Genomic DNA, 11,888 nt, shown 5'->3' on the forward strand with positions numbered 1-11,888 from the left:
CGTGAGGGTCAAGGCTAGGGGAGCAGGAGTGTCGAGTCGCCGAACTCGTGCCACAGGTACCGCCCGCCGACGGCGGCCGCGTACGTCTCCCCGACCAGCGCCGGACCGGCCACGGCCTCGAGCAGCGCGAGGTGGCTGGCCTCGGGCTCGTGGAGCCCCGAGATCAGGCCGGTGACGGTGCGGGCGGGGCGGTGGGCGCCGAGGACGAGGTCGGTCCACCCGTGTCCCGAGGACACGGTTCCGCCGGGAGCGGCCACGGTCTCCAGCGCGCGCACGACGGTCGTGCCCACGGCGACGACCCGCGACCCGGCCTCTCGCGCCGAGTTCACCAGCCGCGCCGTCGCCGCCGGGACCGCGTAGGGCTCGGGCGTCGGCGGCTCGTGCTTCTCGGGGCTCGACACCCCGGCGTGCAGCACCAGTGGCGCGACCGTGATCCCGCGCGCCATCAGCCGCACGAGCAGCCGCTCCGAGAGCGGGCGGCCCGCGCTCGGCATCTCGGCGCTGCCCGGCACGGTGGCGTAGACGGTCTGGTGGTCCGCGAGCGGGAACCGGCCCGCGAGGTGCCCGTAGGCGATCGGGCGCCCGTAGGTCGCGAGGTAGCCCGCGAGCCCGACCGGCGGCCACGGGCGCGCCCGCCACAGCCGCCGCGGGGCGATCTCGTCTGGATACGGCGCAACGAGCGTGAGGACGAGCCCGGGCGGCCCGAGCCGATCGCCGGCGACGACGTCGGTCTCGGGCCCGTCGGGACGGCGCGGCTCGACCACCCAGTCGCCGTCGTCGAGCGCGTGCGCGACGTGCAGCGTCATCGACCGCCCGTCGTGGTGCCGGACGTCGAGGGCGGCCGGGAGTGTCGCGGAGGTGTTGACGACGAGCAGGTCACCGGGGTCGAGGACGTCGGCGAGCTCGTCGAACCGCCGGTGCTCGACGTCTCCGGGACGCGCCACCAGCAGGCGCACCCCGTCGCGCGCGAGTCCGCGGTGCTCCGGCGGTTCGTGGGCCTCGGCGCCGGGTGGGAGGACGAAGCGGGTCATCGGGAGAACGGTCATGACGTCACCGCCGGGGTCAGGTCGGCGGCGCGGTGGCGGCCGCTCGGGTGGTCGCCGTCGATCAGCACGCGCAGCGCGGGGACGACGGTCTCGGGCTCCGGGCGGTCGCTGATGTCCTCGCCCGGGAAGGCCTCCTGGTGCATGACGGTGCGCATGTCTCCGGGGTCGACGACGTGCACGCGCCACTGCGGGTTCTCGACGGCGAGCACGGCGCCGAGGTGCTCGAGCGCGGCCTTCGAGCTGCCGTACCCGCCCCAGCCGGCCATCGCCTCGGCACCGGCGTCGGAGGTGATCGCGAGGACCCGGGCGCCCGGTCGCAGCAGCGCGCGCGTGGCCTGGACCAGGCCGAGCGGGGCGAGGACGTTGACGCGGTAGACCAGCTCGAGCACGTCGAGCGGGTAGTCGGCGAGCTCCGGCTGCGGGCTCGGGCCGAGCAGGCTCGCGTTGAGGACGAGGAGGTCGAGGCCGCCGAGGTCGTCGGCGGCCTCCGCGAGCGCGGTGCGGTGCGCGGGGTCGGTCACGTCGCCCGGGACGTCGACGACACCGGGCAGGCCGGCGACGGCGTCGGCGAGCTGGTCGCCGTGACGGGCGTCGACGATCACCCGCCAGCCGTCGTTCGCGAGGTCGGCCGCGAGCGCGCGCCCGAGTCCGCGCGACGCACCGGTGATGAGGGCGGTGGGCTGCTGTTCGGTCATGTGCTCGACGGTGCGACCTGAAGAAAAGTCGAGGTCAAGCGTCGATCCGGCGAATCCGCACCCGCGGCCGATCCGCGCGTGCGACCGTCCGAGCATGGTGGGTGGCTACGCGGTGGATCTCGACGCCCTGCACCGGGCCGCAGCGGGCGTGCGCGCCACGGTCGACCAGGTCGAGGTGGGCGCGCTCGACGGCGTCGGCACCGCCGCAGGCCACGACCGGCTCGGGGCCGCCCTCGCCGAGTTCGCGACGCGTTGGCCGCGCGGCGTCGAGGCGCTCGCCGAGGACGGCCGCGCGGTTGCCGACCGGCTGGACGCCGCGGAGGCCGGCTATCGCCGCACCGACACCGGCGCGGCGCGTGGCCTCGATGGACTGGTGCGTGGCTCCGGGCCCGATCCGGGTGGCGGCTGATGGCCGAGCTCGGTGCCACCGAGGACCCGGCCGCGCTCGTCCCGGGCAACCCCATCGTGCTGCGCACCGCCGGGGAGACCTACCGCCGCTACGCGCAGATGCTCGGCGACGCGGCGGCCGGGCTGGGTCGATTGGGCACGCCGGAGGGCTGGTCGGGGCCTGCGGCGGACAGGTTCCGCGCGGCGTTCGCGCCGCAGCCACAGCGATGGCAGGACGCGGCGACGGCCTTCGGCGAGGCCGTCCGGGTCGTCGACGCGCACGCCGAGGCGGTGGAGTGGGCGCGAGGACGCGCGGGCGAGGCGGTCGCGCGTTGGCAGGAGGCCCAGGCGGCGTCGACGACCGCCCGCGCGCAGTACGACCAGGCGGTGGCCGCGGGCGCCACCGCGATCCCGTTCGTCGACCCCGGAGACGGGGCGCGCGCCGACGCGCAGGCGATTCTCGCGCAAGCCCGCCAGCACGTCCGCGACTCCGGTGACGCTGCGGCCGGTGTGGTCACGGCCGCGTGCGCCGCGGCCCCGGCGGCTCCCGGCTTCTGGGGCGAGCTGGCCGACGGAGCAGGCGCGGTCGCCGCGGGGCTCGGCAACGCCGGCGCATCCCTAGGCAACGCCCTGCTCAACCACCCCGGGAACGTCGCGGCGATGTTCGGCGGCGGGGCGCTCGCCAGCGTCAGTGCGGTCGGTGTGGCGGGGTCGGTCGGCGTCACGGCCACCGGGGTCGGCGCTCCCGTGGGCGTCCCGTTCGGTGCGCTCTCCGCGGCCGGTGTCGCCACCGGCGCGGCCATCGCGGGCCTCGGCGCCGCCGACACCGTCCAGCACGCGCTCACCGACGACCGCGTGGCGCCGTTCAGCGTGGCGGCCGACGCCGACGCGGGCGAGGACGCTCCCCTCGCGCCGGCCGACCGCCTGACAAGCGTCGGCGTTCCGGGTGCGCAGAAGCGGGTGCGTGAGCTGCCGGACGAAGAAGCTGTGGTCGAGCTCTACGAGGAACTCGCCGAGACCGGCAAACCGGTGGAGTGGACCGGTTACGCCGGGCAGGCACCCGTACGGCTCGAGGACGGCACGATCATCGGGCTACGTCAGAGCAACCATCACGCGAGCACCATCGACGTCAAACTCCCGAACGGAGAGCAATGGAAGGTTCACATCCCCCGATGATCGATGACATGGGGGTGGCGGAGATCCTTCTGCGTGGCCTCTACGACGCCGTGAGCCTCGCCGAGGTCCGCTCCCTGATCGGCTTCGCCGACCCAAGCGACGTCCTACACCTCGAACGCGAACCCGTCGCCCTCCGGGATGCCAGCCTGGCTGCGATCGCCTTTCTCCTCGAGCACCGATTGATGGAAGTGGGCGACCTCGTGGTGGTCGAGCCTGCCACGCCCGCGCCCGGAGCGCCGAAGCGCCCGCCCCCCGTCCGTTTCGAGCCATGGCCGGTCGACGGCGAGACAGCGTTGACGAGAATCGCTCGAGAGTGGTGGGACCCGGAGAGGGACCTGGACCCGGGCAACATCTGCTGGTTGCAGAACACCCCGGCCGGCGACGAGGCCGCTCGGCAGATCGAGGCCGCCCGCGGTTCCTGACCCGTTCCTCCTCGCCCCCCGGCGCAGTAGCGTCGCTGGTCACGGAGGCGGACATGGACATACGAGAACTCCGCTATGTGGTCACGCTCGCGGAGGAGCGGCACTTCCGGAAGGCGGCGGAGCGTCACTACATCGCTCCCCAGGCCTTCGGCCGGCATGTCCGCGCCCTGGAGAAGGAGGTCGGCGCGCGGCTGTTCGACCGCACGAGCCGGCGGGTCGACCTCACGCCCGCGGGGGCACGGCTGGTCGAGCGGGCCCGCGAGGTGCTCGCCCGCGTCGACGACCTCGCCGCCGCCGTCCGTGACGCCGCGCCCGCGCCCGACGACGCCGTCATCCGCGTCGGGGTCCTCGGGTTCGGGGCCGCCGACCGCTGGCCGCACCTGCGCGAGCTCGTCCGCGCCCAGCTTCCCGGGCACGAGCTCGTGCACATCGAGCTGGACTGGGACACCCAGTACGAGGCCGTGCGCGACGGGCACGTCGACGTCGGTGTGATCCACGACGTCGGCCCGGTGGAGGGCGTGCGCCTCGACCGGCTGTTCACCACCCCGCGGGTCGCCGTCGTCCCCGCCGCCTCGCCGCTCGCCGACGCCGAGCACCTCACCGAGGACGACGTCGAGGGCCATGCGTGGGTCGCGCCCGCGGGCCGGCACCCGGGTCTCGGCGCATGGGCGGGGTTCACCGGGCAGTCGTCGCGGCGCAGCCCGGTCGTGCGTACCCCGGCCGCGATCCCCGCGGCCGTCGCCACCTCGGGGATGCTCGGCGTCCACGGCGAGCTCGCCCGGCGCTCCTTCCCCCGCCCCGACGTGCGTTTCGTGCCGCTCGCGGGCGAGGCGGCCCAGGTCTCGGTGGCGACGCGGGCCGACGACCACTCGCGCACGGCGACCGCGTTCCGCCAGGCCGCCGGCCTGCTCGCAACCTGAGCCTGTCAAGGCGGGATCGCAACCGAACCGGCACGTGATCCGGGCCTCACGACGCGCCACGGTGGTACCGACGATCCCGACGGACCCCTGACAGAGACGTGGGAGGCCTGCCATGGCCCGCCGACTGAGCGACCACTTCGGCCACCTGTTCCCGACGACCGCGGTGGGCTCCTACCCGCGGCCGAAGTGGAACACCTTCGACCTCGGCGGCGAGGACATCCGTGTGGCGATGCGCCGCGGTGACTTCGCCGAGGCCTACAGCGACGGCGTGCGCGCCATGATCGGCGACCAGATCGACGCCGGCCTCGACCTGCCCACCGACGGCCACCTCTGGTACGACCGCCACGAGGGCTTCATCTCCTCGTTCCTGCTCTACCCCGCCTACCACCTCGACGGCATCACGGTGGAGCCCGAGCAGAACCACCTCACCTCGATGCTCGGCCGCGAGGGCACCGCCGCGTTCGCCGGCACGTGGAACGAGGTCGCCGTGGACGGCCCGGTCGGCCGCGGCACGATGCACCTTGCCGACCTGTGGAACGCCGCGCGACGGGTCAGCCCCCGCACCGTCAAGTTCTGCAGCGGCATGGGCCCGACGAACCTCGGCGGCTGGCTCACCGACCGCCACTACGGCGACAAGAAGGCCCTCTACAACGACCTCGCCGACGCCTACAACGCCGAGTTCAAGGACGCGGTCGCCGCCGGGGTCGAGGTGCTGCAGGTCGACGACGTCGGCTTCACCCTGCACGCGCCCGAGGACTACCAGCTGGTCGTCGACACCCTGAACCGCGCCCTCGACGGCGTCGACGCCCTGCGGGTGTTCCACATCTGCCACCTCGGCAGCGGCGCGCAGATCGGCATCACGCCCTACGCCGGCTTCCACGAGCTGGTCGCGAACGAGCTGCAGGTCGACGCCGTCGAGTACGCCTTCGCCGAGACCCTCTTCCCCGACGACGACTTCGCGCTCTGGTCGCGCTACCCGAGCGACAAGGGCATCGGGATCGGCGTCATCGACATCAAGCGCCTCGTCGTCGAGACCCCGGAGCACATCATCTCCGGCGTCCGGAAGGCTCTCGAGCACGTTCCGGCCGAACGCGTGCACCTGACGACGGACTGCGGCATGTTCTCCCTGCCGCGTCCGCTGGCGCGCGCCAAGCTCGAGTCGATGACCATCGCCGCCGAGCAGCTGCGCGCCGAGTTCGCCTGAGCCTTTTCACCGACGAGGAGGAGCACCGTTGCGCTGGAGCACGTACCGGACGGCGGACGGGGACGAGCAGGTCGGCCTCTGGCAGGGCGACCGGCTCCACCCCGTCCCGGGAACGTTGTCGCTGCTCGAATTGATCGCCCGCGAGCGGCTGACGACGGCGGCGCAGGAGGTCGGCGAGGGGATCGACCCGAGCACGGTGACCCTCCTGCCACCGATCCCCCGCCCGCCGTCGATCCGCGACTTCATGGCGTTCGAGGAGCACGTCGTCACGGCGAGCGCCGCGATCGGGCTGACGGTGGATCCGCTCTGGTACGAGCAACCGTGCTTCTACTTCACGAACCCGTCGTCGCTGCGCGGCCCGCACGACGAGATCCCGGTGCCCCCGGGCAGCCGGGCGCTGGACTACGAGCTCGAGGTCGCGGCGGTGATCGGCCGGGAGGGGCGTGACGTCTCCCCGGCCGACGCCGCCGGCCACATCGCGGGCTACGTGCTGTTCTGCGACTGGAGCGCCCGCGACCTGCAGGGCACCGAGATGAAGCTCAACCTCGGCCCGGCCAAGGGCAAGGACTTCGCCTCGAGCTGCGGGCCGTGGATGGTCACCCCGGACGAGCTCGTGCCGACCGCGGCGATGGCGGCCTCGGTGAACGGCCGCCCGTGCAGCGCGGGGCGCCTCGACGCCCTGTACTGGAGCTTCGCCCAGATGATCGCCTACGCCTCGCGCGGCACCCGCGTCGTGCCGGGCGATCTCATCGGGTCGGGCACGGTCGGCACCGGCTGCCTGCTCGAGCTCTCCCGCGTCCACGGCAGCGACGCCTACCCGTGGCTGCAGCCCGGCGACCGCGTCCGCCTCGAGACCGAGGGCCTCGGCGCCATCGACGCCCCGATCGTCCCGGGCCCGGATCCGATCCCGCTGAAGGAGGCGTGATGAGCTCGCGTACCGACGACATCACCGTGCCCGGTCCCCCGCGCTGCGAGGAGGTCTCCGACGGCATCCACGCCTACGTGCAGCCCGACGGGACGTGGTGGATCAACAACACGGGCTTCGTGGTCGGCCCGCAGGGCGTGATCGCGGTCGACGCGTGCTCCACCGAGCGGCGCACACGGGCGTTCCTCGACACCATCGCGTCGGTCACCGACCGGCCCGTGCGCACGCTGGTGAACACCCACCACCACGGCGACCACACCTTCGGCAACGCGCTCTTCGGCGGGGCCGCGATCATCGCGCACGAGCGGACGCGCTCCGAGGCGATCGCGTTCGGGCCCGCCCGCGAGCTGCCGTACTGGCACAACCCGGAGTGGGGCGACCTGCCCCTCGACCCGCCGTTCGTCACCTACACCGACCGCGTCGCCGTGCACGCCGGCGACCTGCGCGGCGACGTCCTGTACGTCGGCACCCCGGCGCACACCACCAACGACTCGATCGTCTGGTTCCCGGAGCGCTCGACGCTGTTCTGCGGCGACCTGATCTTCAACGGCGGCACGCCGTTCCTGCTCATGGGCTCGGTCGCGGGCGCGATCGACGTGCTCGAGAACGTCATCGCCCCGCTCGGCGCACAGACGACCGTGCCGGGCCACGGCCCGGTGTTCCACGACCGCGCCCCGCTCGACGCGACGCTGGACTACCTGCGCTTCGTCCTCGACGTCGCCGAACGCGGCCGCGCCGCGGGCGTCACCCCGCTCCAGGCGGCCCGCGACACCGACCTCGGCCGGTTCACCGACTGGCCCGACGCCGAACGCATCGTCGGCAACCTCCACCGCGCCTACGCGGAGCTCGACGGGCTGGAGCGGGGCGGGCAGATCGACGTGTTCGGGGCGCTGGACGACATGGTGACGTACCACGGCGGCCCGCTGACCTGCTTCGCCTGAGCAGAACGCTTCGAAATCCGAAGCAGTTCCTGAAAGCCTCGGCGTTGTGGAGCCGAACGACGTCGAAACCCTCGCGCGGCTGGTCCGGGAGCACTTCTCGCCCGCGGCCCTCGATCCCGGGGTCGGCGAGGCGACGATCGTCGAGGACGCCGATGGCTTTCGGCGCCTCGTCGTTCCCCGGAGTGAACAACACGAGCCGTGACGCAGTCTCGCCCTGGTCGACGCCCGTGCCGTCGGCCCCGTGCTGACGGTGGTGTTCCGGTGGGAGGACGGCGATGACACGGTCCACGTCATGCCCGTCGACACGCGCACCGTCGAGATGGACATCACCGACGAGCCTGCTGTCACGACGTTCCTGAGCCACGTCCTGGAGTTCGCCCTCGGCGGCGAACGCCAGGCATGGGAGTCGGCGCGCTCGACTCCGCTCGAGCCGCGGCTCACCGTGGTGCGGCCCTGGGTCGGCTGACCCGCTTCGCCCGAGCAGGACGCTTCGGAATCCGAAGCAATTTCCTGAGAGCTTCGGCGTCCTGGAGCCGGCCGACGAGGACCTCGGTCCGGTGGAAAACGAGTGGGTGCGCTCCCCGACAGGTCGCCCTGCCGCCCGAGTACCGCGCCGTGACCGCCGTTGCCGTCGTGCGGGTGCCCGATGTGGTGGTGATGCGTCAGGAGGCGCCGACGACCGACCCGACCTCGACCCGGGCGACGTCATCGCCGTCGCCGAGGTGGTCTCCCCCGGCTCCCGGCGCCTCGACCGCGTGGTCGAGCTCGCCGAGTACGCCGAGGCCGGCGTCCCGCGGTACGTGATCGTCGACCTCGGCACGCCGGTCACCCTCACGACGTTCGTCCTCGACGGCGACCGGTATCGGCAGGAGGCCGAGCACACCGGGCGCGCGGTCGTCGACCTCGGCGCGCCCGTGACGCTCGACCTCGACGCCCGGACCCGCTGACCCGATCGACGGCGCCCGCGACACACCCCGCCGTCCGGTGCGACCCTGGACGATGTCCGCAGGGAGGCACGGCATGACGACCATCTCCGGCGCGCGGGTGTTCGACGGGACCGACGTGCTCGGCACGGCGAGCGTGACGCTCGAGGACGGGGTCGTCACCGAGGTCCGGCCCGGCTCCGAGCACGGCGGCGACGTCGATGGCCGCGGGATGACGCTGCTCCCGGGTCTCATCGACGCGCACGTGCACCTGCGCGGCGCCGGCAACCTCGACCAGGACCTGCGCTACGGGGTCACGACGGTGCTCGACATGTTCTCGGCGCCCCCGCAGTTCACCGCGATGCTGCGGCGGCGGGCGGCCACGCACACCGACGAGGCCGACCTGCGCAGCTCCGGGCTCATGGCGGGCGCCGTGGACGGCTGGCCTGCGGTGATCCTCCCGCCCGACCCCTCGGGGTGGCGCATGCCCGGCCTCTCGGGGCCGGAGGACGCCGAGCAGTTCGTCGCCGACCGTGTCCGCGAGGGCTCCGACTACCTCAAGGTCTTCGTCGAGAACCCCGCCGACGTCGACCGCCCCGTGCTCAGCCCGGACACGGTGGCGGCGGTGTGCGCGGCGGCGCGGTCCCACGGGCTGCAGACGGTCGCCCACGCCCCGACGCGTTGGGCGTTCCGCACCGCGATCGAGTCAGGCGTCGACATCCTCACCCACCTGCCGCTCGACGGACCCCTCGACGACGACCTCGACCTCGCCGGCCTCGTCGTCTGCCCGACCCTCGCGATGATGCGGGCGCGGTCCGACGCGCGGAGCACCGACGAGCTGCTCGCCGACCCGCGCCTGCTCGCCGGCCTCGATCGCGAGGTGGCGGACGCGCTGCGCGCCGGCGACCGGGGGCACCTCCCGGTCAGCAGCCGTCCCGGCACCGACTACGCGCACGCCGCCGAGAACCTCGCGCGCCTGGTCGAGGGTGGCGCGACGGTGCTCGGCGGCACCGACGCCAACGACGTGCCGGGGCACGCGGCGGCGGTGGTGCACGGGGCGTCGATGCACCTGGAGCTGGAGCTCCTCGCCCGCGCCGGGATGTCGCCGCGGGCGGTCCTGCAGGCGGCGACGTCGGTGCCCGCCGACGTCTTCGGGCTCGCCGACCGCGGCCGGATCGCCCCCGGCCGGCGCGCCGACCTGCTGCTCGTCGCCGGTGACCCGCTCGCCGACGTCACCGCCACCCGCGACGTCCGGGGCGTCTGGCGCTCCGGTGTCAGGCTTTCTCCGGTCCTCTAGGGAAATCGCGAGACGCGCCGAGAAAATCCGAGCATCACGGTGTCTCGCGCTGTCTCGCGACGACGCTAGACAGCCCGAGAGAGCCCACGACGACTCTCCTCACCACGCGTCACGTCGACCGCGAACGGGGTGATCCGATCCCCACGTCGGGTGATGAGCGGGACCTGGTGGCTCGGGGTACACGAGAAGTGGCCACACTTGGACGGACGGCAGCGGTCGGGAGGGCCGCATCTGCCGGGGGGAGGAATCGTGACGTCCACCCAGGACCTGCGCGTCGCGGCGGGGCTGACACCGCCGCGGGCCTTCGACGCGGCCTGCCGGATGGTGGTCGACTACCTCGCGCGCGAGGTCCCGCTCGACGCCTGGGCGGTCACCCGGGTCGCCGATGGCCACCAGACGATGCTCGTCACCACCGACTCCGCGTACGGCCTCACGGCGGGCCAGAGCGCGGCGTGGTCGAGCTCGATGTGCCAGTACATGGTGGCCGGTTCGGCGCCCCGGATCGTCCCCGACACCCGGCGCGTCCCCGATCTCGCGCGGATCGCCTCGGACGCCGCGGCGCAGGGGATGGAGGTCGGCACCTACGTCGGCACCCCGATCGTCACCGGCGACGGCGGCCTGTGGGGCACGGTCGTCGGGATGAACCGCAGCCCGGTCGACCCCGAGGTCGTCGACCGCGAGCCGCTGCTCGACCTGCTGTCCAGCCTCCTGTCGTCGGTCCTCGAGGCCGACACGGCCGCCGTCGACTCCGCCCGCGCGCTGGAGCGGGCGGTCAGCGACGCCGAGACCGACGCGCTGACCGGGCTGCTCAACCGCCGCGGCTGGGAGCGCTGGCTCCACCGCGAGGACGACCGGTTCCGCCGCTTCGGCGACCCCGCGTCGGTGGTGATGCTCGACCTCGACAACCTCAAGGTCGTCAACGACACCGAGGGCCACGACGCCGGCGACCGCCACCTGCGCCACTGCGCCGCGGTCCTGCGCTCGACGATCCGCAGCACCGACCCGCTCGCGCGCCTCGGCGGCGACGAGTTCGCGCTGGTCGCCCAGGTCGGCGTCGAGGACGCGCAGAAGCTGGTCGAGCGCCTGCGCGACGCCCTGGACTCCGCCGGCGTCCCCTGCTCGATCGGCTCCGCGCCGTTCACGGTCGCGGGCGGCTTCCCCGGTGCGTGCGCCGACGCCGACTCGATCATGTACGCCGACAAGCGCGCCCGTCGCGGTGGTGCCCGCGGGGTCCCGAACCCCCGCCAGCAGCCCCCGGACCTGTCGACCGCCTAACCCGTGAGCTGCGCCGTCGCGGTCTTGGCGGCGTGGCGGATGTGGGTCACGCACGCCTCGGCGGCCGCGTCCGCGTCGCGGGCCTCGATGGCGTCGACGACGGCGCGCAGCTCCTCCGCGGCGCGCGCCGGACGGCCCGGTGCGGACAGCGAGGTCGCGCGCAGCAGCCGCACCCGGGCCTGCAGGCCGGCGAGGGTCTGCTGGAGCGGCCCGCTCGCCGAGCCCTCCATGAGCACCTCGTAGAACCGGTCCTTGGCGCCGAGGTGGTCGCCGTCGCCCTCTGCGCTGCGCGCGATCCCGTCGACGGCCTCGCGCAGCGCGCGCACCTGCTCGTCGTCAGCGCGCTGGACGAACCGGCGCACGGCGAGGGCCTCGAGCGAGGCGCGCATCTCGTAGATGTCGGCGGCGTCGGACGCCGACAGCGACGTGACCTCGGCCCCGCGCTGGGGCACGACGGTGACCAGGCCCTCGGCGGCGAGCTGGCGGATGACCTCGCGCACCGTCGCCCGCGAGACCCCGAGGTTCTCGGTGAGCTCGCGCTCGATCAACCGCTCGCCCGGGCGCAGCCGCAGGTCGAGGATCGCCGCGCGCACGCGGTCGGTCGCCTGCTCCCGCAGCGGCGCGGCGACCCGCGGCAGCGGCTCGGAGCCCCACACCGACGTCACCACGCGATGGTC

At 73.9% G+C, this 11,888-nt stretch carries 15 protein-coding genes; 12 read left to right on the forward strand and 3 right to left on the reverse strand.

The features are described from left to right. Window positions 1–14: 14 nt before the first annotated feature. Together WCD58_RS16550 and WCD58_RS16555 are read right to left on the reverse strand one after the other, a co-directional pair. Entirely contained in the window at window positions 15–1,046 is a 1,032-nt protein-coding gene (locus WCD58_RS16550; RefSeq protein WP_337704152.1) for an S-adenosylmethionine:tRNA ribosyltransferase-isomerase, read from the reverse strand. Next, window positions 1,043–1,741 (reverse strand): SDR family NAD(P)-dependent oxidoreductase, encoded by a 699-nt coding sequence (locus tag WCD58_RS16555; RefSeq protein ID WP_337704153.1) that lies wholly within the window; start codon window positions 1,739–1,741, stop codon window positions 1,043–1,045. Before WCD58_RS16555 ends, WCD58_RS16550 begins: the two co-directional genes overlap by 4 nt. On the opposite strand from WCD58_RS16555, the gene WCD58_RS16560 reads away from it, so the two are divergent. The 12 genes from WCD58_RS16560 to WCD58_RS16615 all read left to right on the forward strand — a co-directional run bounded on the left by WCD58_RS16560 (window position 1,740) and on the right by WCD58_RS16615 (window position 11,211). Next, window positions 1,740–2,150: a WXG100 family type VII secretion target gene (locus tag WCD58_RS16560; RefSeq protein WP_337704154.1), complete on the forward strand. Its 411-nt coding sequence runs from the start codon at window positions 1,740–1,742 to the stop codon at window positions 2,148–2,150. The two genes, WCD58_RS16555 and WCD58_RS16560, sit on opposite strands and share 2 nt — an antisense overlap. Beyond that, window positions 2,150–3,304, forward strand: a complete 1,155-nt coding sequence (locus tag WCD58_RS16565; RefSeq protein ID WP_337704155.1) for a putative T7SS-secreted protein — start codon at window positions 2,150–2,152, stop codon at window positions 3,302–3,304. Before WCD58_RS16560 ends, WCD58_RS16565 begins: the two co-directional genes overlap by 1 nt. Further along, window positions 3,301–3,726 (forward strand): hypothetical protein, encoded by a 426-nt coding sequence (locus WCD58_RS16570; RefSeq protein ID WP_337704156.1) that lies wholly within the window; start codon window positions 3,301–3,303, stop codon window positions 3,724–3,726. The genes WCD58_RS16565 and WCD58_RS16570 overlap by 4 nt, the downstream gene beginning before the upstream one ends. A gap of 53 nt (window positions 3,727–3,779) precedes the next feature. Beyond that, window positions 3,780–4,646, forward strand: a complete 867-nt coding sequence (locus WCD58_RS16575) for a LysR family transcriptional regulator (protein ID WP_337704157.1) — start codon at window positions 3,780–3,782, stop codon at window positions 4,644–4,646. A 112-nt stretch (window positions 4,647–4,758) separates the two neighbouring features. After that, window positions 4,759–5,850, forward strand: coding sequence for a hypothetical protein (locus WCD58_RS16580; RefSeq protein WP_337704158.1), 1,092 nt, complete (start codon window positions 4,759–4,761; stop codon window positions 5,848–5,850). Between the two features lie 28 nt (window positions 5,851–5,878). Continuing rightward, window positions 5,879–6,775, forward strand: a complete 897-nt coding sequence (locus WCD58_RS16585) for a fumarylacetoacetate hydrolase family protein (protein ID WP_337704160.1) — start codon at window positions 5,879–5,881, stop codon at window positions 6,773–6,775. Then, entirely contained in the window at window positions 6,775–7,716 is a 942-nt protein-coding gene (locus tag WCD58_RS16590; RefSeq protein WP_337704161.1) for an MBL fold metallo-hydrolase, read from the forward strand. Before WCD58_RS16585 ends, WCD58_RS16590 begins: the two co-directional genes overlap by 1 nt. Window positions 7,717–7,762: 46 nt before the next feature. After that, a complete protein-coding gene (locus WCD58_RS16595) occupies window positions 7,763–7,918 on the forward strand; it encodes a hypothetical protein (RefSeq protein WP_337704162.1) in 156 nt (51 codons plus the stop codon). Between the two features lie 90 nt (window positions 7,919–8,008). Then, window positions 8,009–8,182, forward strand: a complete 174-nt coding sequence (locus WCD58_RS16600; RefSeq protein ID WP_337704163.1) for a hypothetical protein — start codon at window positions 8,009–8,011, stop codon at window positions 8,180–8,182. Window positions 8,183–8,288: 106 nt separating this feature from the next. After that, complete coding sequence (locus WCD58_RS16605; RefSeq protein WP_337704164.1) at window positions 8,289–8,663, forward strand: Uma2 family endonuclease; 375 nt, start codon at window positions 8,289–8,291, stop codon at window positions 8,661–8,663. Window positions 8,664–8,736: 73 nt separating this feature from the next. After that, window positions 8,737–9,936: an amidohydrolase family protein gene (locus WCD58_RS16610; RefSeq protein WP_337704165.1), complete on the forward strand. Its 1,200-nt coding sequence runs from the start codon at window positions 8,737–8,739 to the stop codon at window positions 9,934–9,936. A 249-nt stretch (window positions 9,937–10,185) separates the two neighbouring features. Next, complete coding sequence (locus WCD58_RS16615; RefSeq protein WP_337704166.1) at window positions 10,186–11,211, forward strand: sensor domain-containing diguanylate cyclase; 1,026 nt, start codon at window positions 10,186–10,188, stop codon at window positions 11,209–11,211. Here WCD58_RS16615 and WCD58_RS16620 read toward each other — a convergent pair. Further along, window positions 11,208–11,876: a GntR family transcriptional regulator gene (locus WCD58_RS16620; RefSeq protein WP_337704167.1), complete on the reverse strand. Its 669-nt coding sequence runs from the start codon at window positions 11,874–11,876 to the stop codon at window positions 11,208–11,210. The genes WCD58_RS16615 and WCD58_RS16620 overlap by 4 nt on opposite strands. Between the last annotated feature and the right edge of the window lie 12 nt (window positions 11,877–11,888).

Origin of the sequence: Actinomycetospora flava, from assembly GCF_037400335.1 — a bacterium.
GTDB lineage: Bacteria > Actinomycetota > Actinomycetes > Mycobacteriales > Pseudonocardiaceae > Actinomycetospora > Actinomycetospora flava.

Excerpts from the sequence above, each read along its gene's own strand:
- WCD58_RS16600 (WP_337704163.1), top strand. The coding sequence starts at position 8,009 with ATGCCCGTCGACACGCGCACCGTCGAGATGGACATCACCGACGAGCCT.
- WCD58_RS16565 (WP_337704155.1), top strand. The coding sequence starts at position 2,150 with ATGGCCGAGCTCGGTGCCACCGAGGACCCGGCCGCGCTCGTCCCGGGC.
- WCD58_RS16590 (WP_337704161.1), top strand. The coding sequence starts at position 6,775 with ATGAGCTCGCGTACCGACGACATCACCGTGCCCGGTCCCCCGCGCTGC.
- WCD58_RS16570 (WP_337704156.1), top strand. The coding sequence starts at position 3,301 with ATGATCGATGACATGGGGGTGGCGGAGATCCTTCTGCGTGGCCTCTAC.
- WCD58_RS16575 (WP_337704157.1), top strand. The coding sequence starts at position 3,780 with ATGGACATACGAGAACTCCGCTATGTGGTCACGCTCGCGGAGGAGCGG.
- WCD58_RS16580 (WP_337704158.1), top strand. The coding sequence starts at position 4,759 with ATGGCCCGCCGACTGAGCGACCACTTCGGCCACCTGTTCCCGACGACC.
- WCD58_RS16555 (WP_337704153.1), bottom strand. The coding sequence starts at position 1,741 with ATGACCGAACAGCAGCCCACCGCCCTCATCACCGGTGCGTCGCGCGGA.
- WCD58_RS16610 (WP_337704165.1), top strand. The coding sequence starts at position 8,737 with ATGACGACCATCTCCGGCGCGCGGGTGTTCGACGGGACCGACGTGCTC.
- WCD58_RS16550 (WP_337704152.1), bottom strand. The coding sequence starts at position 1,046 with ATGACCGTTCTCCCGATGACCCGCTTCGTCCTCCCACCCGGCGCCGAG.
- WCD58_RS16560 (WP_337704154.1), top strand. The coding sequence starts at position 1,740 with ATGTGCTCGACGGTGCGACCTGAAGAAAAGTCGAGGTCAAGCGTCGAT.